Annotated in this window: 23 protein-coding genes; 10 read left to right on the top strand and 13 right to left on the bottom strand. The window is 45.6% G+C overall.

Going from position 1 to position 23,600, the window contains the following annotated elements:
* Window positions 1–17: 17 nt before the first annotated feature.
* The gene (locus ACUYLD_RS02705) at window positions 18–170 is read right to left on the bottom strand and encodes an FDLD family class I lanthipeptide (protein WP_103048208.1); all 153 of its coding nucleotides are present in this window, start codon (window positions 168–170) and stop codon (window positions 18–20) included.
* A 197-nt stretch (window positions 171–367) separates the two neighbouring features.
* Between ACUYLD_RS02705 and ACUYLD_RS02700 the strand changes: the two genes are divergently transcribed.
* Entirely contained in the window at window positions 368–1,729 is a 1,362-nt protein-coding gene (locus ACUYLD_RS02700; RefSeq protein WP_446674360.1) for a lanthionine synthetase C family protein, read from the top strand.
* Here ACUYLD_RS02700 and ACUYLD_RS02695 read toward each other — a convergent pair whose 3' ends face one another.
* The 5 genes from ACUYLD_RS02695 to ACUYLD_RS02675 form a co-directional block, all read right to left on the bottom strand.
* Window positions 1,730–2,464, bottom strand: coding sequence for an ABC transporter permease (locus ACUYLD_RS02695; protein ID WP_254326404.1), 735 nt, complete (start codon window positions 2,462–2,464; stop codon window positions 1,730–1,732).
* Between the two features lie 14 nt (window positions 2,465–2,478).
* A complete protein-coding gene (locus tag ACUYLD_RS02690; protein WP_446674359.1) occupies window positions 2,479–3,186 on the bottom strand; it encodes an ABC transporter permease in 708 nt (235 codons plus the stop codon).
* On the bottom strand, window positions 3,183–4,106 hold the full coding sequence (locus ACUYLD_RS02685; protein ID WP_165176096.1) for an ABC transporter ATP-binding protein: 924 nt from the start codon (window positions 4,104–4,106) through the stop codon (window positions 3,183–3,185). Before ACUYLD_RS02685 ends, ACUYLD_RS02690 begins: the two co-directional genes overlap by 4 nt.
* 144 nt (window positions 4,107–4,250) lie before the next feature.
* Entirely contained in the window at window positions 4,251–5,321 is a 1,071-nt protein-coding gene (locus ACUYLD_RS02680) for a sensor histidine kinase (RefSeq protein ID WP_446674358.1), read from the bottom strand.
* Window positions 5,318–6,040 carry a response regulator transcription factor gene (locus ACUYLD_RS02675; RefSeq protein ID WP_446674357.1) on the bottom strand — a complete coding sequence of 241 codons (723 nt, stop codon included), beginning with the start codon at window positions 6,038–6,040 and terminating at the stop codon, window positions 5,318–5,320. Before ACUYLD_RS02675 ends, ACUYLD_RS02680 begins: the two co-directional genes overlap by 4 nt.
* Window positions 6,041–6,204: 164 nt before the next feature.
* On the opposite strand from ACUYLD_RS02675, the gene yhbH reads away from it, so the two are divergent.
* Both yhbH and ACUYLD_RS02665 read left to right on the top strand, forming a co-directional pair.
* Entirely contained in the window at window positions 6,205–7,371 is a 1,167-nt protein-coding gene (yhbH, locus tag ACUYLD_RS02670) for a sporulation protein YhbH (RefSeq protein WP_446674356.1), read from the top strand.
* Window positions 7,368–8,810, top strand: a complete 1,443-nt coding sequence (locus tag ACUYLD_RS02665) for a SpoVR family protein (RefSeq protein WP_069080728.1) — start codon at window positions 7,368–7,370, stop codon at window positions 8,808–8,810. The genes yhbH and ACUYLD_RS02665 overlap by 4 nt, the downstream gene beginning before the upstream one ends.
* 139 nt (window positions 8,811–8,949) lie before the next feature.
* Here ACUYLD_RS02665 and ACUYLD_RS02660 read toward each other — a convergent pair whose 3' ends face one another.
* The 7 genes from ACUYLD_RS02660 to ACUYLD_RS02630 all read right to left on the bottom strand — a co-directional run bounded on the left by ACUYLD_RS02660 (window position 8,950) and on the right by ACUYLD_RS02630 (window position 16,665).
* Window positions 8,950–10,131 carry a WD40 repeat domain-containing protein gene (locus ACUYLD_RS02660; RefSeq protein WP_446674355.1) on the bottom strand — a complete coding sequence of 394 codons (1,182 nt, stop codon included), beginning with the start codon at window positions 10,129–10,131 and terminating at the stop codon, window positions 8,950–8,952.
* 126 nt (window positions 10,132–10,257) lie between these two features.
* Window positions 10,258–11,841 (bottom strand): sensor histidine kinase, encoded by a 1,584-nt coding sequence (locus tag ACUYLD_RS02655; RefSeq protein ID WP_446674354.1) that lies wholly within the window; start codon window positions 11,839–11,841, stop codon window positions 10,258–10,260.
* Window positions 11,838–12,524, bottom strand: coding sequence for a response regulator transcription factor (locus ACUYLD_RS02650; protein WP_446674353.1), 687 nt, complete (start codon window positions 12,522–12,524; stop codon window positions 11,838–11,840). Before ACUYLD_RS02650 ends, ACUYLD_RS02655 begins: the two co-directional genes overlap by 4 nt.
* A 33-nt stretch (window positions 12,525–12,557) precedes the next feature.
* On the bottom strand, window positions 12,558–14,093 hold the full coding sequence (locus ACUYLD_RS02645; protein ID WP_250261939.1) for a PucR family transcriptional regulator: 1,536 nt from the start codon (window positions 14,091–14,093) through the stop codon (window positions 12,558–12,560).
* A gap of 256 nt (window positions 14,094–14,349) precedes the next feature.
* Complete coding sequence (locus ACUYLD_RS02640) at window positions 14,350–14,976, bottom strand: aspartate/glutamate racemase family protein (protein ID WP_069291545.1); 627 nt, start codon at window positions 14,974–14,976, stop codon at window positions 14,350–14,352.
* A gap of 16 nt (window positions 14,977–14,992) precedes the next feature.
* Window positions 14,993–15,943, bottom strand: coding sequence for an aminopeptidase (locus ACUYLD_RS02635; protein ID WP_235307896.1), 951 nt, complete (start codon window positions 15,941–15,943; stop codon window positions 14,993–14,995).
* 26 nt (window positions 15,944–15,969) lie between these two features.
* On the bottom strand, window positions 15,970–16,665 hold the full coding sequence (locus tag ACUYLD_RS02630; protein WP_235307895.1) for an AroM family protein: 696 nt from the start codon (window positions 16,663–16,665) through the stop codon (window positions 15,970–15,972).
* 327 nt (window positions 16,666–16,992) lie between these two features.
* Between ACUYLD_RS02630 and ACUYLD_RS02625 the strand changes: the two genes are divergently transcribed.
* From ACUYLD_RS02625 to ACUYLD_RS02595, 7 genes are all read left to right on the top strand, one after another.
* Window positions 16,993–17,694 carry a response regulator transcription factor gene (locus ACUYLD_RS02625; protein ID WP_069291542.1) on the top strand — a complete coding sequence of 234 codons (702 nt, stop codon included), beginning with the start codon at window positions 16,993–16,995 and terminating at the stop codon, window positions 17,692–17,694.
* Entirely contained in the window at window positions 17,691–19,052 is a 1,362-nt protein-coding gene (locus ACUYLD_RS02620) for a sensor histidine kinase (protein ID WP_061831415.1), read from the top strand. The genes ACUYLD_RS02625 and ACUYLD_RS02620 overlap by 4 nt, the downstream gene beginning before the upstream one ends.
* A 22-nt stretch (window positions 19,053–19,074) precedes the next feature.
* A complete protein-coding gene (locus tag ACUYLD_RS02615; protein WP_446674352.1) occupies window positions 19,075–19,668 on the top strand; it encodes a PepSY domain-containing protein in 594 nt (197 codons plus the stop codon).
* Window positions 19,669–19,790: 122 nt separating this feature from the next.
* The gene (locus tag ACUYLD_RS02610) at window positions 19,791–20,342 is read left to right on the top strand and encodes a PepSY domain-containing protein (RefSeq protein ID WP_446674351.1); all 552 of its coding nucleotides are present in this window, start codon (window positions 19,791–19,793) and stop codon (window positions 20,340–20,342) included.
* Between the two features lie 207 nt (window positions 20,343–20,549).
* Window positions 20,550–21,560 carry a phosphotransferase gene (locus ACUYLD_RS02605; RefSeq protein WP_446674350.1) on the top strand — a complete coding sequence of 337 codons (1,011 nt, stop codon included), beginning with the start codon at window positions 20,550–20,552 and terminating at the stop codon, window positions 21,558–21,560.
* 18 nt (window positions 21,561–21,578) lie between these two features.
* Window positions 21,579–22,475 carry an aminoglycoside phosphotransferase family protein gene (locus ACUYLD_RS02600; RefSeq protein WP_165176119.1) on the top strand — a complete coding sequence of 299 codons (897 nt, stop codon included), beginning with the start codon at window positions 21,579–21,581 and terminating at the stop codon, window positions 22,473–22,475.
* A gap of 243 nt (window positions 22,476–22,718) precedes the next feature.
* Window positions 22,719–23,597, top strand: a complete 879-nt coding sequence (locus ACUYLD_RS02595; RefSeq protein ID WP_446674349.1) for an arylamine N-acetyltransferase family protein — start codon at window positions 22,719–22,721, stop codon at window positions 23,595–23,597.
* The last annotated feature ends 3 nt before the right edge of the window (window positions 23,598–23,600 follow it).

Here is a 23,600-nt window from a genome sequence, read left to right as displayed (position 1 = left end):
TCCATGTATTTTCGTTATTAACACGTTTTGCAGAAGGTAAGACTAACTTGACAATTCAAAGTACCTGTTGCACATGAAGGAGTACAGATAAGACCACTGGCTGGTTGAACCCCTTTTGGAGCAACCTCATTTTTGGCTACTTGCAAGTCCAGATCAAATTGATTTTTCATCTTGTTACCTCCTTTTATTTTTTACAATTTTATTGTAAGTTATATAATCTTAACTAGACTTTATATATTTCTTACATTTATCTTAATTTCAACGAGTACATTTAAGATAAACCTTTATTACTTTTTAGTATTTTTAAGGACAGCACACTAGATTTTAGTGACAATATAATGAGGGAAAAAATAATGGAGGCTTTCATATGAAAATTGATAGTTTTGTTATACAACAATCCGACCAAGTTCGTGCAAGAGATATTAGTAAAAAAATTGCTTTACGTCTGTGCGAGCCCGAATCCGTCTATTCAGCAGTCCATTCGGAACACAATGTTTCGCCAGAAACAAAGTACCACCCATGGGGAGAAACCTCACTTTCGCATGGTTATCCTGGTAACATTCATTTACTATCGCAATGGCGTGCTACAGACCTTTCGTATGATTGGAATAGAGCCACACATTTAAATATGGCTCAGATCCAATCCTCACTTGCTATAATTGGTCTTGACGACCTCTCTCTTTACAGTGGCTGGGCAGGCATCGCTGCGTCCGTAAGAGAGGCTTCTAATTATGGAGAATACTACAGCAATTTTTTACAGCAAATACATCAATGGATGATGCCTCTAACAGAGCAATGGCTTCAGTCGAACACAGAACAATTAAGCCTTCACGAAGGTATGCCCATGCAATCCTTTGACACCATTTCGGGAGCTTCCGGGATTGGAAGATATATTTTGATGAACTCAACCGATCCTATTTGTACTCCTCTTGTTGAGCCAATTCTTCAATTTCTTACTGATCTTACACATCCCATACATATTCACAATCATTATGTCCCAGGGTGGTACTCCCCACAAAAGTTTCAATTTTTAGATCGGGATAAACGTAACTATCCTCTGGGCAATTTCAATTGTGGAATGGCACATGGCATTCCTGGACCGTTGGCTTTATTATCTGTAGCTTATAGTTCTGGAATTGAAGTAAAAGGCCAATATCAAGCGATTGAAACCATTACGGAATGGTTGCTTAAGTATAAATATGAGGATGAATATGGTAGCTACTGGCCTCATATTGTTCCATTTGAAGCTGAAACAGGCTCTCTACGGTTTGATTTGGAACGAGCAAGAGAAGCATGGTGCTACGGTACACCCGGCATCACCTGTTCCCTATTTCTTGCCGGAAAGGCTCTCCATAATGTGGAACTGCAAAAATTAGCTGTGAAAGCTTGTGTCGGTGCAATCTCCTATGAGATAGCTAAGCGGGAAATGGACTCTTCTGCACTCTGTCACGGTCTTGCCGGATTACTTACCATCTCTTGGCGAATGTGGCGTCACAGTAAAGAGCCTGCATTTCTCCCGCTTATTCAACAGTTAACGAATTGTCTGCTTGATCGCTTTCAAATGGATAGCCCACTTGGATATCTAGACCCCGAGCCAAGGTCAGATGGCTCTTTGACTTGGCTGACAAAAGCAGGCATGCTTGAAGGCGTTGCTGGGATTGCAGCTGCTTTATTAAGTGTTTCTGAGAACAAAGAGATCGGTTGGGATTACATCCTCATGCTATCCTAACTACAACCAGTCCCTATTCACAAACATCTTTCTCCCACCATACAGATAGGCTAAAAACGTAAAAATGACAATCAATCCGAGACTGTAAGGCTCAACTCTGGGTGCATAACTCGCTGTTTGCGGCATCATAATATAATAAGGGATCGTAAAAGGAAACCACGCACCTATGGAAGAATGAAAGCCTGTTATGACAATATTAGGAACCACACAACAAATAGACATTCCCAAAGAAGCTCCAAAATTCCGAATTTTTATCGAGAGGATAAGCTGTAATGCTGCCAGGGGAAAAATCCCGAGCCACCCTCCCAAGCCGGTAGAAAGAACGACAGACCAAGGGATTTCTCCTGGAGCACCTGCTATATTTCCACTTACAAAATAGCCTACTATAAATATAAGCTGATCAAGACCCAGTATGAGAATGAGCAATATATATTTTGCATAATAAATTTGCTGACGAGGATACGGGCTGCTTAATAAAATCTTCCATCCCCCATCCCGATGCTCATACGCACACAAAAGAGAAGCGATAATTCCACAATAGAGCGGATAAAAAAACATAGAGTGAAATTGCGCTGAATACGTATATAAAGTTAACCAGCTGGGCGAAAAAAACTGCTTCAAATCGTTCAGCTCCAGGACTCCCATTAAAGAATTTATGACCGCATCTAATATAATGAGAATCCATACCATGATCCATTGAAGCTTTATCGTCTCTACGCGTAAAATAGAGCCCATGTATCTTCTCCTCTCTATTTGAATTCATGCTTGGTAAACTGTAATGTACCAAATCCCGTAAAGATGACTCCCGCACTTAAAGCAACGATTACCCAAATCATGTGTTCCTTCATCAGAGGACTTGATAGTGCAGGGTACGACCAAGGCAATATTTTAATCCACAGAATACTTGTGCGTGCCAAAAACAAGCTTGCAATAGAACCGAATATACCAAACGCTAATGGGAATGCCTGATTAGTGAAAAGCGTAGACAGCCAAAGTTGAATTGCAAGTACTGGTAGGGTAGCCAAGCTTGCATTAATCGGCTGTAACAGCATGATCCGCCAAGGAATGGGTTCGCTTGTATATAACACCCAGATGAGGCTCATACCTGCTACAGTGATCAAGGCAGTACCCAACTGCAGAATCACGATCCATACGATTTTGGATAAATAGATATAGCTTCTGGGAACAGGCATGGCCATAAGCTGCTTCCATGTTTGAGTATCATGCTCTGTACCGGCCATAATGCTCGCCAAAAGTGTACCGCCAAGCAGCATCACAAACGAAAGGAACATAAACATAACGGCAAAACCAGCATAGACACCTCCTGGTCCTTGCCGAAAGTAAAGATACCATTCCACGGCAGTCATGCCTGTAAGTACACACCCCTGTATAAGAGGAATCCACCAGCATATTTTCTTCAGCTTAAGACCCTCTGCCTTTATAACCCGGAGTATCATAAGCTTCGCTCCTTACCTGTCAGTTCCAGGAATATCTCCTCCAAGGTTTTTTTCTTCTCTGTGACCCGATAAATGGGATGATTGTGTTCCACAAGCACCTTGATCATCTCCGAAGATTGTTGCCGATCTACAATAGGAGTCACGACCTCATTTTGTTCAATCGATTCAGCTCCGGCCGTCCAACCATACTGAATCAGTGCACCGGCAGCCAGAACAGGATCTGGGGTTTCAATGAATAATTGAGGCTTGCTTTTGGCGGTGAGTTCCTTCATCGTTCCCTGGAAAATCATTTCACCCTGATTAATAATTCCTACATAGGTTGCAATCTGCTCAATTTCGCTTAATAAATGACTCGAAACCAGTACCGTCATTCCGTAAGCGCCAGGAAGGCTCATAATTAACTCCCGAATTTCCTGAATACCAGACGGGTCCAAACCATTCGTCGGTTCATCAAGTATCAATAATTTGGGGTTCGCAATAAGCGCCATAGCAATCCCCAGTCTTTGTCGCATCCCCAAGGAATATCCCTTTACCGGACGATACGCATCCTTGCTTAATCTCACTAAATCCAGCACTTCATGAATTCTTCGGGTCGGAAGTCCACGCATGGTTGTGACGATTTCCAAATTTCGATATGCAGATAAATGGGCATAATAGGCAGGTGATTCAACCAAGGAGCCAACATCCTTCAATATTTCCATACGCTGATCCTTTAGCTTTTTCCCGAAAATCTCAATTTCTCCAGATGTGGACTTAATCAGCCCAAGCAGCATACGAATCGTGGTTGTTTTACCCGCCCCATTAGGTCCTAAAAATCCATAAATCTGCTGTCCGGGTACCTGGAGATTTATTCGTTTTACAAATTCCCGTTTTCCAAAACGCCTAGTTAGCTGCTGTGTATGTATTACATATTCAGACATTTCCTGATCTCCTCTCGACTTCTAATACTGAATCTTAAGTTACATACAGTTTACTGAAGTAAAGTAAACATCAGGTAAACAGTCTCTAAACAACAGGCAAAAAAATCGAGCAAACTCCAAAATGTGAGGTTAGATGTTAAAAAGTTAGATGTTTAGCGGCAGTGAAATCTCCATCCTTGTACCCGCTTTACTGCCTGGAAGGATATGAAGTGTTCCGTTATGCGCTTCAATAAAGCTTTTGGCAATAGGTATTCCATGCCCTTGGGAGTGAGATACCTGCATGAACTTATTGGGATTCATTCCTATTCCGTCATCTTCGATAGAAATATGAAGCTTATCGTTCGCTTTGTTTACTTCCATGGAAACGTGTGTACCTGGAGGATTATGAATGATTGCGTTAATCAAAAAATTCTGCAGCGCTCTGCCTAATAACTTGCTATCGAAGGACATAATACAAGCAGCCTCCATGGACGTAAAAGAAAATTCGTATGGCTCGGCTGAAGGATGGTTAGCAATATCTATGACCGCACTACGGAGAAACTCTACAATGTCCTCCTTCTCCAATTGGATTGGCAATGGACTTTCTTTAAGCTGCATAGAAGCATTCAAATCCTGAATCAACTGCTTCATTTCAGTCACTTTCTCACTGATACTCATACTAAAGCTTCTTCTTTCTTCATCAGACCAGTCATACTCTTGAGCAGTCAGCATGGCCGCATATCCCTCAATATAAGATAATGGTGTTTTGAGATCATGGCTTACACCTGCTACCCACTGCTGTTTTCGTTTCTCTATTTCCACTCTCTCTTCCTCATTGCTGCGCAATTGAGCCGATAAGATGCTCATTTGTTCAAAAACTTCTTTATACAATTGATACGGAGGTTTATAACTATTTTTCTGATTCTTTTTGCCCTCCGGCAGTTCCAGTTCACTTAGCGGCGCTTGGAATTCCCCCGTCGCAATATTTCCAATCCATTTAATTACATACACCAAAGGTTTGCCTATATACCATCCGTAGGCAGCTATGAACACAACACTCTGCACGATACCAAGTCCTGTCCAGAATAGATCAATATTTATATTTTGAGATGCTCCAAATATACTTTTTATAAAAATATATAAGATCGTGCAAATAACAAAACATAGGACATAGGCCAGTACAAAGCATAACGTTACTTTCATAAAACGAAAGGACATCTTAACCAGAGAGTTCATTCTTGCTCCTCCATCTTGACTGACATCATCATTTTATAACCAAGTCCTCTTACATTGATTAAAAATTGGGGGTGCTTGGGATCAGGTTCAATTTTTTTCCGCAAACGGGAGATATGAATCACTACAGTCTTCTCATCACCCAAGTAGGCCTCGCTCCATATCGCCTCGTAAAGCTGCCGTACACTGAAAATACGATTAGGATGCTTGCACAAAAATACCAGCAGTAGCCATTCACGTGCCGGACACTCGACCTGCTTGTCCTTCACAAACAACACACCGGATTCCAGTTCCAGTCGGAAATATCCAAAATCTAAAGTTCGTAAGGTCGGTTTCATGGCCACTGTCGAAACTTTCCGATATTTCATTCGAGCCTTCATACGGGCAACGACTTCCAGTGGGTTAAACGGTTTGGTAATATAGTCATCCCCTCCGATACCAAACCCCATTAATTTGTCTAGGTCTGTATCCCTTGCCGTCAAAAAAAGAATAGGGGCATCCGTATATAGGCGCATTTGGCGACATACCTCAAACCCATCGTTATCAGGCAGCATAACATCAAGTACAATCACATCCACATGCGATTCCATCACGACTTGCAGCGCTTCCCGACCTGTTGCAGCATGCTTGACTTGAAGGAACCCTTCTTTTTTTAACACCGTTGTCAGCATATCCCGCAGTCCCTGCTCATCGTCTACTATAAGTACTGCAATTTCTTCCATAACCCAAGGTTCTCCATTCTTTTTTTACATTTTTTACTTTCATTATAAAAGCAAACGGGCAGAATTTAAATCGAGTTCCATCACATATCGTTCATCCCCGTGAATATACTTAATAACCAACAAGGCCAAACTGTGCCGTGTATCCACTTGGGGGGTGCCTAATAATGCCGGAACCACGCCAGCCATATTCATTCGTCGTATCCCGCGAAGATTGGTCGCTGCATCGCAAAGGGTACCAGGACCAGCAACGTCATCAGCAGAAGGTCAAAGATGTCATTAAGCAAAATCTACCCGATCTGATAACGGAAGAAAATATTATTATGTCGGACGGTCAACAGATTATTAAAGTGCCGATTCGCAGTCTGGATGAATATCGCTTCATTTATAACTATCAAAAGCAAAAGCATGTAGGCCAAGGGGATGGAGATAGTCAGGTGGGGGATGTCATCGGACGTGATCCTGCCTCCCAGAAGCCTGGTAAAGGTGAGAAAGCCGGCGACCAGCCGGGACACGATATTATGGAAACGGAAGTCAGCATAGAAGAACTGGAAGATATGCTGTTCGAGGAAATGGAATTACCGAATTTACAGCAAAAAGATAAGGATCAAATTGAGGTTGAATCTATCCTGTTCAATGATATACGTAAAAAAGGCATGCAAGCGAACATTGACAAGAAACGAACCATTCTCGAAAATCTGCGCCGCAACGCCCGTGAGGGGAAACCGGGCATTCATCATATTAGTCCGGACGATCTTCGCTACAAAACATGGGAAGAGAAGACTATTCCCCAATCCAACGCGGTGATTATAGCCATGATGGACACATCAGGCTCGATGGGCTCATTTGAAAAATATTGCGCTCGTAGCTTCTTTTTCTGGATGACCCGCTTTTTGCGCCGTCAGTATGAAAAGGTGGAAATTGTCTTTCTCGCGCATCATACCGAGGCTAAAGAGGTTACGGAGGAAGAATTTTTTACCCGCGGAGAAAGTGGCGGCACGATCTGCTCTTCGGCTTATCTGAAAGCACTAGAGATTATCGACAAACGATATCCTCCTTCCAGCTACAATATATATCCCTTCCATTTCTCGGATGGCGATAACCTGACCTCGGACAATGAGCGGTGTGTGAAGCTAATCGAGGAACTTATAAAGCGAAGCAATATGTTCGGCTATGGAGAAGTGAATCAATATAATCGTAGCAGCACGCTGATGTCAGCCTACAAGAATATTAAAAAGGATCAGTTTATGTACTATGTCATCAAGGAAAAAGGTGAGGTATACCAAGCCTTACGTACCTTTTTTCGCAAACGGGAAGGGGGAACGGTGGGATGAGCACCGACCAGAAGGAGCTAGAATATGCGATATCAGAAATTATGGAGATTGCAGATGGATTCGGGCTCGACTACTACCCGATGCGGTATGAGATTTGTCCGGCGGATATTGTATACACGTTCGGAGCCTATGGTATGCCCACGCGATTCAGCCACTGGAGTTTTGGAAAAACGTTTCACAAGATGAAAATGCAGTACGATTTTGGATTGAGCAAAATCTATGAGCTGGTCATTAACTCCAATCCCTGCTATGCCTTCCTGCTGGAAGGAAATTCTTTGGTGCAGAATAAACTGATTGTCGCCCATGTACTGGCACACTGTGATTTTTTCAAACACAACGCCCGCTTTTCAGCTTCTAATCGCAATATGGTGGAGAGTATGTCGGCCACAGCAGATCGAATCAACAGCTATGAAATGGAATACGGTTCAAAGGCTGTGGAATCCTTCATTGACTCTGTACTGGCGATACAAGAGCATGTGGATCCACAGATCATCAAACCAAGGCATCTGGATAAGCAACGCTACATGGAGCTCAAAATTCGGGAGCAGAAAGAACCTGGAAAACGCCAGCGTCCCCCTGGGCCTTACGATGATCTGTGGTCACTGGACACAGTGAAGCAGCATGATCCCGCCGAGACCGAGGGCATCAAGGTACGCAAGTTTCCACCGGAACCTGAAAAAGATATCGTCTGGTTTATTCAGGAATTCTCGGAGGTGCTGGAGGACTGGCAACGGGATATTATGACGATGCTACGGGACGAAATGCTGTATTTCTGGCCCCAAATGGAGACCAAAATCATGAATGAAGGCTGGGCCTCCTATTGGCACCAGCGAATTGTAAGGGAACTGGATTTGACCGGGGAGGAAACCGTTGAATTTGCGATGCTGAACGCTTCTGTCGTACAGCCTTCCAAGCAAAGCCTGAACCCGTACTATTTGGGGCTGAAAATATTTGAGGATATTGAAAAACGATGGGATAACCCAACCCGTGAGGAACAAGAGCGACAAGGACGCAAACCAGGCGAGGGTCGAGCTAAAATGTTCGAGGTACGAGAATTCGACTCGGACACCTCTTTTATACGCAATTACATGACCAAAAAACTGACAGAGGATTTGGATCTGTACGTGTTTGAGAAACGGGGACCCGATTGGAAAATTACCGATAAATCCTGGGAAAACATACGGGATCAGCTCGTGTTTTCACGTGTGAATGGAGGCTCCCCTTATATCGTCGTCGAGGATGGAGATTACCTGCATACGGGCGAGTTGAAGCTCAAGCACCAGTACGAAGGCATTGAGCTGGATTTAAAATATATGGAGCGCACACTTCCGTATGTGTATCAGCTGTGGGGGCGCACCGTTCATTTGGAAACATTGATTGAGGGTAAGCTCGCCTTATTCTCATATGACGGTAAAAAACATCATCGCAAGTTTGTATAGATATATAAAATCAATAGCCATCCTAATTTAAAAAGGTGCATTCCGAAAAAACGGATATGCACCTTTTTACTACTTACTTAATAACAGCTCTAAGCAATCACCATTTCTTACGGACTGGATGGACATATTTTTCCAGAAACTACTTCCTCTTAAATTCGACGATGTAGCTTTGATTGAGCTGTTTTCCACCTTCCGAAATGTTCTGGTACATGGATAAAAACCGGGCGGATGGGCTCCATATCGTTGGGCTGTCATAGGATTGGATATCGGTCGTAACCGGAGTGGTTTTACCCGTGGACTGGTCAAACACATACAGCCCTCTCATGCCTTGCTGATCCTCATCATAAATGGAAAAAGCAAGCTTGGACCCGTCACTGGACCAGCTTCCACGACTCATTAAAGTACCTTGACCGACGATTCCTTTCTCTTTGCCCTGTTCATCCAAAATGATCATACGGGCTGGTTCGGATGTATTCCATTTCCGCTTTTCAATGGCAATAGACTTACCGTCAGGCGACACGGCAAAGGACATGGCACCCTCTGCAATGGTCACAGCCTGAGGATGATTGAGGGTGAACCGATTCAGCACCGGATACCCTTGTTTATCACTGCCTGTATAAAATATGGCGTTACCCACTTTTTCGACATGAGACATCAATTCAGAGCGATTCGGATCTTGAAAACTCAATTCTTCAGCCTTGCCGTCCAGACCAATCAGCTGGATTTTACCATCCGGTGTGCCTGTAATGAGGTCATTCTCATCGCTCCAGCTCACTTCGTTAGTCATATCCAGCTTGCCAATCGATGTAATCTTACCACTGCTTAGTTCCAAAATGTAGCCCTGGATATCATATTTGCTGCTGGTGCTACCTTCAGTAAAAAAGACATGGCGCTGATCCGGTGATACCACAGCAAGTAACTGTGGAGCCTTACGACCTGGTGTTAAAATCCGCTCCTTGTTTGTCTCTACATTATGAATCCACAGCTGGGTTTTACGCTCGACAATCAGCTCTTCGTCGCTCAGCCAAGACCTCGCGTAGACATCCCCCAGCCTGTCGATAGACGATACCACCAGCTCGTCCGTTACTTGCTTCTGGGCTGTATCTGTGTCAATCACAGTAAGCTGTTGGCCCGGTTTCATACCGAATGCTGGATTTGTCTCTTCTGCGCTCTTCATGCCGCAACCGCTGAACAATCCCCCGGCGATTAAGCCGGTCATGAGCACCCCCGTGGCTTTCTGACTGAAAACTCTGGTACGGGAACCTTCGCGATGAGAGAAGCCGTTTTTATGCCTATAGCTGTCTATGTTTTTCTTTATCATGTACAACGGCCTCCTTGTTAACGATACCCCCAGTTTAATGCCAGAACATCTCATGAATACATCGAATTGTTTCCAAGTTGTAAACAAGACATCATTCTATCTAGTCCTGTGCTAACAATCGGCCGTTTACAGGAAGCTATCGTGAACCAAGAGGGGGAGTCTAAGCGAAAATTCATTACCACTTTCATTCGTATGGCCGTTGTCATTTTCCAACCCACTATGATCTGAAGCTGTAAGCTGCAACTCTCCCCCCATGCGCTCCGCCAGTCTGCGCGCCAGAGGAAGACCGAGTCCCGTACCGCTGTCCTGACGAGATCGATCACGACTTAAGGTAGCGAACGGCTCAAAAATCATGTTCCATTGCTCCCTGGGAATCCATGGACCGGAATTACGTATATACACCATCACAGTGTCCTGTTCTACCCGATTCGATAACGTAATCCATCCACCGTCCCGATTGTACTTCACTGCATTATCTAGCAAATTCAATACAATATGCATCAGATGCTTAGGGTCTCCCCACACCTGGGCAGGAACAGTATCTATCGAAAAATTCAGTCTACGCGCTGCCGCTCTTCCTCGAATACGACTCCCTGCATCTTCCAGTAACGAATGCAGTTCCACAGCCTCCGTATGCAATTCAAAATCATATTTATCCAGCACAGATAGCCGCAGCGAGTCCTCGACAAGCTCGTACAACCGTTTTGTTTCCTTACTGATGCTTTCTCTCGCTTCACGCACCAGTTCAGGATCATCCCCATACATATCCAGTAAATCAGCATAAGCTTGAATAGAGGTTAATGGGGTCTTTAGTTCATGGCTTATATTTCCAATAAAAGATTTTTGCTGCTGCTCCAGCTCTCTCAAACGCTGAACCGCTTCTTCCAGCCGGAGCTTTTCGTTTTCCAGCGCGGTAATGCTCTCCCGGATCACATGACTCATCTGGAGCATTCCTTCATCCAGTCTTCCCAGCTCATCCTGCCGCCGCAGCAGTCTGGCTTCCGGATAATGCCCTGCCGATATCTGTTCGGAAGCACGAGTCAGTCGTCCGATGTCCCTCGTCTGGCGGCTGACATAGCCTAAACCCAAAATAAAGCTCAATACCAGCACCGCACCCCCCGTCCATAAAAACAAGTGGGCAATGGCCCCGTAGAACTGCTGCTGTGCTTCTGTTGAGCTGTGAAGCTGTACCACTCCCAGTAAGCCGTCTGGACCTTGAAGCGGAGCCAAATAAGTGATTGCGCTTCCTTCCGTAATATACGCAATTTTGCCTTGGATCGCATAGGAGAGCGCCTGGCTGACATCTGTTCTAAAAGCCAGCGGTAGAGAATTGCCAACCTCATGCCCCTGACCATCATATAAAATAACACGCATATTACTGGATACGCCCAGTTCCACTGCGAGCCCAGGTGCCTGCTTCTTCATAAAGTCTTCCGGTGATTGGCGCACTCCCAACAGGTAAGACTGTTTTACACGCATTTCTACAATTTCGGCCTGACGCTTTAAGCTGCGTTCCATTTGATCTGTCTGGTTAGCGCGAATACCAGTAAGCACGAGCCAGCTCAGCACACCGACAGTAAACAGCAGCAAAGCCGCCAGTACCAGCGGAAATTTCCAACGCAGGCTCAAGCCTGTAGGTTTGCGTTTGCGCTTCTGTTGGTCGGTGGACCGCAAGCTTCCTTGCTGATGGAGTGAATGATGTTCGTTCACGTTATTTTCTCTGCCTTATAGCCGATACCATACACGGTCTGCAATATCGCCTGGTGTGGCTCAAGCTTCTTGCGCAAACGCTGGATATGAATATCCACCGTACGCGTTCCGCCCACATAATCGAAGCTCCATACCTGCTCCAGCAGCTCGTCCCGTGTATATACCCTCCCGGCATGAGACACCAACAGCGCCAGCACATCAAACTCCTTGGGGGTCAGATCCAGCGCTATGGCTCCAAGTTCAGCTGTTCGGCTGGACGGACGTACCCGTAATGGGCCGAGGACCACTTCTGTTCCTTCCGGGGCAGGCGCTCCTTCTCGCTCCAGTCTCCGTACCAATGCTTTAATACGAGCGAGCAGCTCCCTCAGGTCAAACGGTTTGCTCATAAAATCGTCCGCACCCAGCTCCAGCCCGAGTACCTTATCAACGATATCGTTTTTGGCCGTCAGCAGTAAAATACCGATGCCCTTCCGATTTTCCAGACGGCGGCACACCTCATATCCACCCAGTTTGGGCATCATCACATCCAGTATGAGCACATCTGGATGGAACAAACGCACTTTTTCCAAGGCGTCCTCCCCGTCAACGGCGGTTTCCACCAAAAAACCCTCTCGCTTTAATGCATAAGCCAGCGCATTTCGAATGCTCGCCTCATCGTCCGCTATCAGTACTTTTTTATCCATGTCCTGCCCTCCCTGCATAAAAAAACACTCCAGCTACCTATGTTCTCGCAAATAATAATGAATCAGACATGTATGGCATATAAACTGCTCACGTGGATCGTTAAGATCAAAATCCGTCATATCACGTATTCGTTCCAATCTGTATTTTACTGAGTTGCGATGTATAAAAAGATAATTGGCTGTATCTACCAGACTACCTCTGTTTTCCAAATAATAAAATAACGTTTTGAGTAAGTCACTGCCATGTGAGCGATCATATTGCTGAAGTCTCCCCAGCTTGCGTTCAAATACATTTGAAAATTCCTCTTTGTCCATCGCTTCTCCAAGCATATAATGCATCTCTATATCGCTGTATTTACATACACGTTGATCAGGATACAGCCGCTGGGCTACAGTAATGGCACGACGTGCTTCATTGTAGCTTTGCAGCAGCTCCCATAACTTTTTGGCACTTCCGATGCCTACATAATAATCGGCGGTCCCCCAGGCCTTCTCAGTCGACCAGTTTTTCAGCGTATCACTCCAGGACATTTCCTGATCAGAGCCAGGTACGTTCTGGTAATCATTCGGCTGAAGAGTCGGCAGAAATAATATCGCCCGATTTGAACGAAACTCAATATGAGACACCACACGCCGTCGGGTCGATTCCATACTCAGTAGCCCAGAAAGAATCTCTTCTGGCGGAGCCGCAGCACTTTCCAGTACAGCCACCTCCCAGTCATATTCCGGATTGAATCCCAATTGACGGCCTCTCCGCTCAACCTCATGCCGCAACGGCAACGGAGGTGTCATTAGCTCATCTATAAAGTTCCCCCGTAGTCGGCTTTCCGTATCTTCTACTGCCTTTTCACGCATGAGTTCCAACGCCATCACCAGCCGTGCCTGCTCAATACCAACCTGCTCCATATCATCCAGCTCATTGCGGGCAATGACCAACTTGGCAACTGTACGTTTATCTACGCTAATGGGAAAATGACGAGCATCTTGTACCATCGTCCAATCCCATTCTTGTGGTGAAGTGACAATGGCTTGACCTCCATTATCAATCAAAGCAACCGGAGCTTTAAAAAGCTCTGCTATATTATCGCTTACAGCCTGTATGCCACTGTTCTCCAGCACCATCGTCGTTAACGTTCGATAGATTTCTTCCGAACGTCGCAGCAGCTCTGCCTGTCGGTTCAACACCATATCCATGACACGCTGCGTAATATCCGTATAGGGAATATCGGCTGGAATCTCAATCACAGGAAGGCCGCAGGCATTGCTTTCTTCCAGCGCACTGTGGGGAATTCCCGTGAGAAAGCGGGTAGGCTTGATCACAAGCGCCGCCGCTCCGCCCTGATGCAGTAATTGAATAATTTGGCACAATACCTCAGGCTCATGACGGATCGAATAAGCCGTTGTCATCAACAATACACCTTCCCGGACCCAGCCTTTCAGGTCAGGGACTTCCATAATGTCAATAAACCGGACAACCCGGCTTAGCCCCTGTTCTCCGCTTAATACCTTCGCCTCCTTCAACACGGGTATTGCCATGAGCTCTTGAACTGTTACACCCGGTATTTTCATAAAGACAGACCACCCTGCTATTTATTTTGCAAAATCCTTACTTCATCTAATTTTCAGGATAGTGTACCAAAAAAGTGTACAAAACAAAACCTTTTACCGCTTGGTCAAGTCTATCCACACCAGCCCATTCCTATCTTTAGGAGCTCAATGGAACCTAAATAAACCGCCTTTCTAAAGAAGGCGGTTTATTCCAATATTGAACTATTTATGATGAAGTTTAAGATTATCCTGCCTGTGCCCCGTCACGAAGCAACTGCTAGCGTAACGAAACGGCTGCACCCAACGCCACAATCGGATCAATAGCCCGAATACCCAGTGTACGCTCCAGCTCTGGCGCAAAGTTCATCGTTACAAAACCTGTGCAGGCAAGTACGATTACCTCAGCTCCCTTCTCCTGAAGCCGCAACGCTGCTGCCATAGCCGCCTCTTTACCTTGTGGAGTGTTCAAGTCCAGTGTCGTCTGCACACCTATGGGACGCTCTGTACCGATATAGGAATTGCCCAAAATGTGGCGAATCAGCGGCGGAGCCTCCTCCAAAATGGTCAACACGCCTACACGGCTGGCCGATGTCAGAGCCAAGAGTGCCGCACAAGACCCCGCCCCGTATACAGGTACAGATACAGCTTGACGAGTTTCCTCTAGCGCCGGATCAGCCGCGCAGCTAATACCGATAGACGTACAGCCTTGTTCAACGAGTTGTTGCGCCGCAAGCACAATTTTAGGCACCGCTTCCCGGTCTGTGATATCATCGTAGATTCCTTTCGGCTGATCAGGGATACATACACTGGTGACAGGCAGCCCGTAGCGCTGCTCAATGACCCGGCCGTGAAGGTCGATAGCTGCTTTGTCCTGCATGGTAAGCACTCTGATCATTCCAAGCATGATAACTTCCTCCCTTTTATCTCTCTAGCAACTGACCAGCCTTCATCATCAGACGATCATCCAGATATACATCCGGTTTTTGTACGACTCCGTCAATATGTACACCCGCAGCGACAGTTCCCCCGAAGGTATTATTGCTGCCAAAAGCGACATGAATCGTGCCATACACTTTCTCGTCTTCTAACACAACACCTGTAATGCGGGCTTTATCATTCGTTCCAATACCAAATTCGGCCAGCATTCTACCATCGCCTTCGCCGAGCATATCCAACAGGGACTGTCCGGCTTCCCCTTCTGCGGCGATTAATCTGCCATTTTGCACCGTCAGCAGCAGCGGCTCTTGTAAGGCACCGATTCCTGCTACAGAACCGTCCACCACAATCTGACCCTGTGCCGTTCCTTCCAGTGGAGCAATATACGCTTCACCGGAAGGCAGATTGCCCGATTCGCCAGGATTCAAATACATACCTGTGCTGGGAACGCCGTTGCGCCCTTCTATGGTAAAGTTCAGGCTATATCCATCCTTTTCAATCCGTACCTGCTTGGCAGCAGTCAGCAATGCGGTTACCTCTTCGGTCAGCGCCTTGACCTTCGGATAATCAGCAGCGATTGCTCCATTCATGAACATATCGTCTGTCATACCAGGCATGGTCGCCAGGCGTGCTCCAGCAGCTGCGGCCTGCTTACGGGCACTTGTATGTGTCAGCGAATACCGGGTGACACATACAACAACGTTGGAGCGAAGCATGGCTTCGGCAACAGGGACTGGAGGCTCCTCGCCCGATTTGGAGCGAACCTTCATCGTCAAAATAGCTGCTTCTGCTCCCAGTGCCTTGCCAGCCTCATATATGGACTCGCCCAATTCTTTTTTATCATCGTCGGTTACGACCAGAAGCGTCTCCCCAGCGGTAAGTCCCAAACATTTTTGCAATACATTTTTACTGATTTCAATACGTTGTTGACTCATAGTTCTTACCTCCAATTTTTAGCTCCTTACACCATTTCCGATACCAGTTTGCCAATCAAGGCATTGGACAATACAACGGGAATCCCTGAGTAATGCGCCGCTAGCTCTCGATGCGTTTCCGTATAGCCCATGCAATCCAGCACGATCAGATCGGCTTGATTCTTGAACTGTCCGGCTGCTCGGCAAAATTCTTCCTCACTGCCACTGTAAGGCGAGGCCGCCGCAAACTCTGGATTCAATCCATAAGGACTGAATTTAAGCTTGAGGTTATTCTTCTGTTCTTCGAGCGGTCCAATGAGACCCAGTCTTCTTCCGCTGGACATGGCCTTTAGTACAGGAGGAAGCACTTGATCTGGCTCAATTAGAAAAGCGCTTTGGGTATGTAATCCAGGAAACACACCGGTACAGAGTAGCAAAATCGTACGTATGCCTTGCTCCTCCAAATGTGTGATTTTTTCCTGGAGCAGCGGCTGGATTTTTTCGCGTGAAATGACCACCGACTCCCCGGTCGTCAAGCGCGAGGTTAATACATATTCTCCCGGTGACGGTGATAGATGCTGTTGTATATAGTCCAATGAGAGCCCATCCAGCGCACCGGCCTGTACCAGCTCTGCCCGTCCTTCCAATGCCCTTTCTACGATAGGGGCCACATCTGACCGAGGGGCTTGCCCAATCGTAATCATCCCAAGCTTATACATTTTGAACCCCTGCTTTCGCTTCATTTTATTTTACGCTCCTGGCGACAAAGGGCAAGCCCGCGGTCTGCCCTTATTTCGGTTCTGGTGAATAGTTTTAACTTATGTTACTGCAACTTTCCTAACATAAACAATGTTCGTTCTGACCAAAACAAAGGCTTATTTGTTGTGCATAAAGGATAAAAAAACAAAATCATAGCGCTATTATTACATTTTATCCCTCTTTTAATGTCAAGAAATATAACGCAGTATAAATATCTCTTCCCTCACTGCCCTGCGCTTTGAAGTGTCTTACCTGTCCGTATATGCTAAAATACTTCCGTATCGGCTATTCGCCTACAGGAGGGCATGATCATGAAACAATCTATTTTGATCGTAGAAGACGAAGAAAAGATTGCCCGGCTTCTAGAGATTGAACTTCAATTTGAAGGCTATCAAGTATGTAAAGAAAAAAACGGAATTGATGGGCTGGAGACGTATTGCAAAGGCAATTGGGACCTAGTGTTGTTGGATATTATGATTCCCGGTCTCAATGGCATCGAGCTACTTCGGAGGATTCGTAAGCATGATGCGAACGTTCCTGTCATTTTGCTGACGGCTAAAAGTTCCATTGCAGATAAGGTCGAGGGACTCGATTTGGGAGCCAATGATTATGTTACCAAACCGTTTGTGATCGAAGAGCTGCTTGCACGTGTACGGGCCGCACTCAGAGTGGGTGCAACGAAAGACACGGCTCCACAAGTGGTAGATAAATGGCTTAGTGCCGGGGATTTACGTCTCCATGAAGGTACTCGCGAAGTTCTTCGGGGAGAGCACAACATTGAGCTTACACCGCGAGAGTTTGACTTGCTCGTTCATTTACTCAGACACCAGCGGCAGGTACTTAGCCGTGAACAATTACTGGAGAATGTATGGGGCATAGATTATATGGGCGATACCAATGTGGTCGATGTGTATATTCGCTACGTGCGCAATAAAATCGACCCTACGCGCCAGCTCCCTGAGCTGATCCATACTGTACGTGGAATTGGTTATGTTCTGAAGGAATCCTTATGAAGCTACAAAACAAAATCCATACGTATACCTCGTTATTATTCGGGATTTTACTTGTGGCCATTAACTTCTCAGTCTATTTCCTATTCAGCCAACTTTCGATAGACAGTCGAAAAGACCAGGTAGAGGCCGCAGCAGAAAACATGATTCGTGGGATTCAACGTGCTCCGGTATCCGTAGCCGCTGAGGATCTTCTCCGAGCCTATGTACCGCTGGATGGCATGCTTCGGCTAATGAAACCAGAAGGCGACTTTCTTCCCCCTATCACCTCTTCTTCCGAGCAATCTCTTAGCTTGATGAAGGGCGTTTTTGATGAAACACGGCAGGTTCGCATCATTACCTATGAAAGCAACCGTTACATTCTTGTATCGCTCCCCATGATTTGGACCAATGGCGAGGTTGTCAATCTCCAGGTGACCGAAAGTCTGCAACCGACGATGCAGACGCTACAGGTACTCAGAATCGTACTTGTTGCTGTCACTGGAATTGCGCTCATTCCTGTCGTGGTATCGGGAAGACTGCTCGGCAGACTGATCACACGTCCAATTACATCTATGATTAGCACGATGAAAGAAATTCAGCGCAGCGGGAAATTTAAACGTCTTCCACTCCATTCATCATCACGCGACGAACTGGTCGAAATGGGTGAAACATTTAATGACATGATTGAACTGCTGGAGCGGAATTTCGTCAGGCAAGAACAATTTGTATCTAATGCGTCCCATGAATTGAAGACGCCGCTCACCATTATTGAAAGTTATGCCAGCCTGCTCAAACGGCGGGGGTTGCAGCATCCCAAGATTTTTGCCGAATCCGTTGAAGCGATCCATTCCGAGGCGATCCGAATGAAGGACATGGCAGAGCAGCTTCTTTTGTTGGCCAGAAACGAAGAACAGTGGAATGTCGTGCTGGAGCCTGTACGCCTGACCAGAATAGCGACAGAATTAAAGGCTACATTTGAAAATGCGTTCGCCCGACAAATTCAACTGGATGTACAGGCAGACTGCATTGGCTATACCGATGAAAATAAGCTGAAGCAGCTCCTATTTATCTTTTTGGATAATGCACGCAAATACAGTGACGAGCCGATACACCTGATGATTGATACGATAGGCGATACAGCTCAACCCTGCATAAGAATCACAGACCAAGGAATTGGAATCCCGGAAGAAAAGTTATCTAAAGTATTCGACCGCTTCTATCGTGTGGATGAAGCCAGAAGCCGCGAGGAAGGTGGAACTGGACTAGGCTTATCATTGGCTACAGGAATTGCACAAGCTATACATGCTCAAATTGGGCTAGAAAGTGTAGAGGGGAGCGGAACAACGGCAACGATCATCCTCCCTACCGTTCCAAAATAATAAGCCAAAGGAGGGAATAACGATGAAAGCCATCTATGTGTGGATGATTGGGGGTACGCTGGCGGCTGTATTGATTACAATTTGTCTTTTACAGTGGCCTTGGGCACGGTCGTTAGCATCTTCTCCATTGGAAGAAAAGGCCGTCATCCAATCCGTTTTGCATCAGTATCCCGGCGAGGTGCTCGAATCCCAACGCTTGGGTGATTTTTATCTGATCAGGCTGGAACGCGCCAAAGGGAAGTACGATATAAAAGCCAATGCCTATGACGGTGTCATCGACTCCATTAAGCGGACACAAGCTTATACAGATGTGAAGCAGGAGCCCCAAGACCACAATCCCGGTAACTCACCAACCAGAGACACATCGAATCCAGCTAATAAACCTGACCCGGTTTCTCTCGTTATTACAGAGAAAGAAGCAGCCAAGCTTGCTGCCAAAGCAGTTAACGGAACATCCGATGATATTGAGCTTCACCGCAACGACAAAGGCCTCTATTATCTGGTTGAGGTTGAGGTGAAAAATGGGCGTGAAGCAGTGGTACAGGTCAATGCAGTATCGGGCTCTATCGACTCTATAACGTGGGAAAAAGCAAAACAGGAGCACGACGAATCATGACGACTTCATGATCATCATCTCAGCTCATGTTTTCTCATGGTTTTCTCATGATTCTATTATGTTCCTCTCATGTTTAAGAGATAAGCTGTATTCATGCTTATAGCACAAGGAGGAACAATGTAATGAAAAAAAACTATACATTTGGAATTATGGCAGCTACGGTTCTGCTTGGAGTTACGGTTACGGGTGTCTCAGCGAATGCCGTATGGGCCGCTAAACCTACGGGCCTTATTGGAGCGACCGCCGCTGCCAACATTGCCAAGAAGGCTGTGGGGAATAATGCACAAGTTGAAGATGTCGAACTGGAGCGCAAGAACGGAAAAGTCTACTATGAGGTGGATCTCCAGCAAGGGGATAAAGATTGGGATATAGATATTGATGCTCATACCGGGAAAACCATCCGTTCCCATTCTGAGCTTGATCATGACTCTAATAACGAGTCCTCCCTTAACAAACCAAATCACATCACCCTGACAGAAAAGCAGGCTGGACAAATCGCGCTTAAGCACGTGCCCGGGAGTACCCTTTTGTCTTCTAAATTGGATAAGGAAGATGGACAATTCATCTACGAGGTAAAGGTACTCACCAACGAAGGAACCGTTGAGCTTGATATCCATGCATCATCTGGCGCAATCGTGGATACAGACGACGACGATGATGACAACGAATATTAATTACCCAGGTCATAATTAGGGTAACTAAGTACAGAGCTAATTAAAACGGAGCAGCGAACTTTCGCTGCTCCGTTTTTTTGACCAATGTGACACAGGAAAAGAACGAAGATGGCTCCATAAAACTGCACCTATTATTTCTTCATGAATAGACTGATAACTAACAGAGGATTACCTTTTTTCTTCAATCCAAAGTCAAGTGAGGTTCTTATGGCGAAATCCTATACTAAAGCACAGATTCGCAAAATCACCCGTCGTTTCGGCCTGATCCCGTTAAAATCAAGCTTAGTCTCATCATTATACCGAAAAAATGCAGTGATCCAGGTGAAAACGAAAAAGGGAACTTATGCATTAAAACCCTTTAGTCGTACAAAGATGGTCCGTTCAAATACGATTCAACAGATGGAACGAGCTGCGAGCCATATCAGGCTTTTGAAAAAGAGAAAGTATACCTACATGCCCGCATGGCTCCCCACTCATTCCGGCAAGTTATGGACTCTATATCAGGGAACGCCATTTTATGTAAGTCAGTGGATCAAAGGACGGGGACTGGAGACCGCTGAAGATTTCGAAAAACTGGGGCGGGCACTTGCCACACTTCACGCCACCTCCACCGGCTTGCATCATATGGATAAAGGAAAGTCCCCTCCGACCATTCAACAATTGCGGATATGGAAAAACCAGGATCGTCTTTTTCAAAGAAAAATGACAAAAACCAGTCGACATGATAAAACGTACCGTAATTGGTACAATGCTCACGGCGAAGACTGCAAACGTTTATCCAGGCGAGCATGGAAGGATTTGCAGGATGCATCCATTATAAGGCTGCTTCGGATGGAACATCGGCATCCCTCCTTGATACACAGTGATATCACTACCCCGAATGTCATTATTTCGGATGACGGTCATCTCAAAATCATTGATTGGGATCGGGTTAAGATCGGCTCAGCCTATGCTGATTTGGCAAAGGCCCTTATGAATACGACTCAATTCAACCCTGAATTTGTGCAATCCTTGCTGAAGGGATACCAAAAACGCAAACCGCTAAGCCGTACTGAACGGAAGATTGTTACAGCTTTATATAAACTACCACGAGAAGCCTGGCATGCTTCCCGACACCCGAATCGTTCAAGAGATCGCGAAATCCTGGACAATTGGGATCAGTCGTGGCCTCTTCGATTACAAATCATCCATATTTTGCAGGATTGGGCTCATGTATAAAAGAAAGTGAGGAGCAAAATGTCGATTTTATCGAACGTTGAGCAGATGTACGGAATCAAAATTCAGCGTAGCCGTCAAATGAAGGACATTCACAAGATTGAGACCGCTAATACGACTTATTGCTTAAAACCCTACAAATTCCCGGAAGAAGAGATCCGTTTTATTACACGTGTCTTGTCCTACTTGGATGAGCGCGGGTTTACACGCAGCCAAAAGGTCTATCCAACAGTACAACAAGCGGCTTACATGACCTATGAAGGTGTTTCGTATACATTAACCAATTGGGTTCATGGACTCAGACCAGAATTCACAAAAAGAATAGACTTCAAAAAGGGAATTGCTACTTTAGCCAAATTCCATTCCAGTGCCGTGGGCTTTCCTGTCACTGAAGCTCCGCCATCCAGAATCCGTTATGAAGGCTTGAGCGATGAAATAGCTGGATACAAAAAACGCCTCATCCCATACAGAGGCACAGCACATCTCGTAGCTCTTTGTGAGGAAGTGTCCCATCGCCTACAGCAGCCCAAAGTTAGAGAAGCCATTGCTCAGGAGCAAAAAGCCGCCGCATTTATACACGGCGACTATAATTATCCCAATCTGATTAAAGACAAACAGCTCAAAATCCATATGATCGACTTTGAAAATTGCTCCCTACATGTAAGGATGAAAGATCTCTCCCATCTTCTTCATCGGAATTGTCTTTGGAATGGGACAAAGATGCTGCGCGCGATAGATTACTATCAACGATATCGTCCATTGAGCACCCATGATTTGCATCTGCTTCACGCACTATTGATCTCTCCCTATCATGTGGTCCGCAATATCAGAATAGGCGGCTTCCGTTCTGCCAAGCGAGTCATTCCGTCGTTCGCGCATTTGAACAAATACCGACGTGAACTTAGATCACTCTTATAATCTGTCAGCTTGGAACTAAACAAAAAAACAGACCCGATGAAGCGGTCTGTTTTTTTGTGTTCTGACAACCAACTACAGGAAAAGCGCATGCCGCTAAAGCCAATCGAATTGCTGACTGTACCGGTACAACCAAAAATATATAGCATTGTAAACAGCACTTCCCCCTTCTACAATGATGCTAAGACTCAATGCTTATGGTTTCGATAAGAGAATTTGGGAAACTAACAATAGAGGTGATGGTACATGTACACCATGACAAAAGAAGAAATAAAAGCTTATTTAAACAGAATCGGAATTCCCGAAATTCAGCCTCCTACCCTTTCCTATTTAGTTGAACTGCATAAGGCTCATGTAAAACATCTTTCATGGCAAACATTGGACATTTTTGCAAGGAAGCCGGCAGCCATTGGCTTTCAAGAATCCGTTCAACTCATTCTACATGGGAGAAGTGGTTATTGTTTTCATCTGAATGGTGCCTTTAGTGCACTACTATATTCACTAGGGTACAAAGTCTCTCTGCATCGTGCCGGGGTACAACCTCTGGGAGCTGAACCACGCATTAATTCATTTCATCTTGGACTAACAGTGAACTTGCTAAATGAGCATCATGAAGATGAAGTATGGATCGTTGATGTCGGGCTAGGCGATATGCCATATGAGCCTCTTCCACTCCGTATGGGGACTTATGAACAAGCCCCTCTTCATTATAAAGTTATGGAATCCGGAGTTGTTACAAAAGGTTGGCGCTTAGAGCATGACTCGCTTGCTTCATTTGTTGGCGTTGATTTTGCCCCTGCGGTTGTTCAGGATTTGGAAGAATTTATGCCGAAACATCATTTCTATAGCCGCTCAGCGGAATCTCCATGGTTTAATCTGTTTCTGATTCGGCAAAGGCAAGCATTAGAGGCGAATGAACTCAGAGGATGTATTTGGAAAAGACGCGGGCTACACAGTTTGGAAAAAATAGAACTGGATAAGAAGTCGCAGTGGCTGGAAGTGTTGGCAGATGTATTTGGCGAGCCGCTCGTTAACTACAGTCGCCAGGAACGGGACGAGTTATGGAAAAGAGTACTTGCGGCTCATATAGAATGGAAAAAGTCTATGACTGAATCGTTACAGTAGTGA

It is taken from the genome of Paenibacillus sp. SER-28, from assembly GCF_052906305.1.
This window is presented reverse-complemented; position numbering and strand designations above follow the sequence as displayed.

Bases quoted from the DNA above. Each gene is read 5' to 3' on its own strand.
- ACUYLD_RS02705 (WP_103048208.1), bottom strand. From the start codon at position 170: ATGAAAAATCAATTTGATCTGGACTTGCAAGTAGCCAAAAATGAGGTT.
- ACUYLD_RS02700 (WP_446674360.1), top strand. From the start codon at position 368: ATGAAAATTGATAGTTTTGTTATACAACAATCCGACCAAGTTCGTGCA.
- ACUYLD_RS02695 (WP_254326404.1), bottom strand. From the start codon at position 2,464: ATGGGCTCTATTTTACGCGTAGAGACGATAAAGCTTCAATGGATCATG.
- ACUYLD_RS02690 (WP_446674359.1), bottom strand. From the start codon at position 3,186: ATGATACTCCGGGTTATAAAGGCAGAGGGTCTTAAGCTGAAGAAAATA.
- ACUYLD_RS02685 (WP_165176096.1), bottom strand. From the start codon at position 4,106: ATGTCTGAATATGTAATACATACACAGCAGCTAACTAGGCGTTTTGGA.
- ACUYLD_RS02680 (WP_446674358.1), bottom strand. From the start codon at position 5,321: ATGAACTCTCTGGTTAAGATGTCCTTTCGTTTTATGAAAGTAACGTTA.
- ACUYLD_RS02675 (WP_446674357.1), bottom strand. From the start codon at position 6,040: ATGGAAGAAATTGCAGTACTTATAGTAGACGATGAGCAGGGACTGCGG.
- yhbH (WP_446674356.1), top strand. From the start codon at position 6,205: ATGCCGGAACCACGCCAGCCATATTCATTCGTCGTATCCCGCGAAGAT.
- ACUYLD_RS02665 (WP_069080728.1), top strand. From the start codon at position 7,368: ATGAGCACCGACCAGAAGGAGCTAGAATATGCGATATCAGAAATTATG.
- ACUYLD_RS02660 (WP_446674355.1), bottom strand. From the start codon at position 10,131: ATGATAAAGAAAAACATAGACAGCTATAGGCATAAAAACGGCTTCTCT.
- ACUYLD_RS02650 (WP_446674353.1), bottom strand. From the start codon at position 12,524: ATGGATAAAAAAGTACTGATAGCGGACGATGAGGCGAGCATTCGAAAT.
- ACUYLD_RS02645 (WP_250261939.1), bottom strand. From the start codon at position 14,093: ATGAAAATACCGGGTGTAACAGTTCAAGAGCTCATGGCAATACCCGTG.
- ACUYLD_RS02640 (WP_069291545.1), bottom strand. From the start codon at position 14,976: ATGCTTGGAATGATCAGAGTGCTTACCATGCAGGACAAAGCAGCTATC.
- ACUYLD_RS02635 (WP_235307896.1), bottom strand. From the start codon at position 15,943: ATGAGTCAACAACGTATTGAAATCAGTAAAAATGTATTGCAAAAATGT.
- ACUYLD_RS02630 (WP_235307895.1), bottom strand. From the start codon at position 16,665: ATGAAGCGAAAGCAGGGGTTCAAAATGTATAAGCTTGGGATGATTACG.
- ACUYLD_RS02625 (WP_069291542.1), top strand. From the start codon at position 16,993: ATGAAACAATCTATTTTGATCGTAGAAGACGAAGAAAAGATTGCCCGG.
- ACUYLD_RS02620 (WP_061831415.1), top strand. From the start codon at position 17,691: ATGAAGCTACAAAACAAAATCCATACGTATACCTCGTTATTATTCGGG.
- ACUYLD_RS02615 (WP_446674352.1), top strand. From the start codon at position 19,075: ATGAAAGCCATCTATGTGTGGATGATTGGGGGTACGCTGGCGGCTGTA.
- ACUYLD_RS02610 (WP_446674351.1), top strand. From the start codon at position 19,791: ATGAAAAAAAACTATACATTTGGAATTATGGCAGCTACGGTTCTGCTT.
- ACUYLD_RS02605 (WP_446674350.1), top strand. From the start codon at position 20,550: ATGGCGAAATCCTATACTAAAGCACAGATTCGCAAAATCACCCGTCGT.
- ACUYLD_RS02600 (WP_165176119.1), top strand. From the start codon at position 21,579: ATGTCGATTTTATCGAACGTTGAGCAGATGTACGGAATCAAAATTCAG.
- ACUYLD_RS02595 (WP_446674349.1), top strand. From the start codon at position 22,719: ATGTACACCATGACAAAAGAAGAAATAAAAGCTTATTTAAACAGAATC.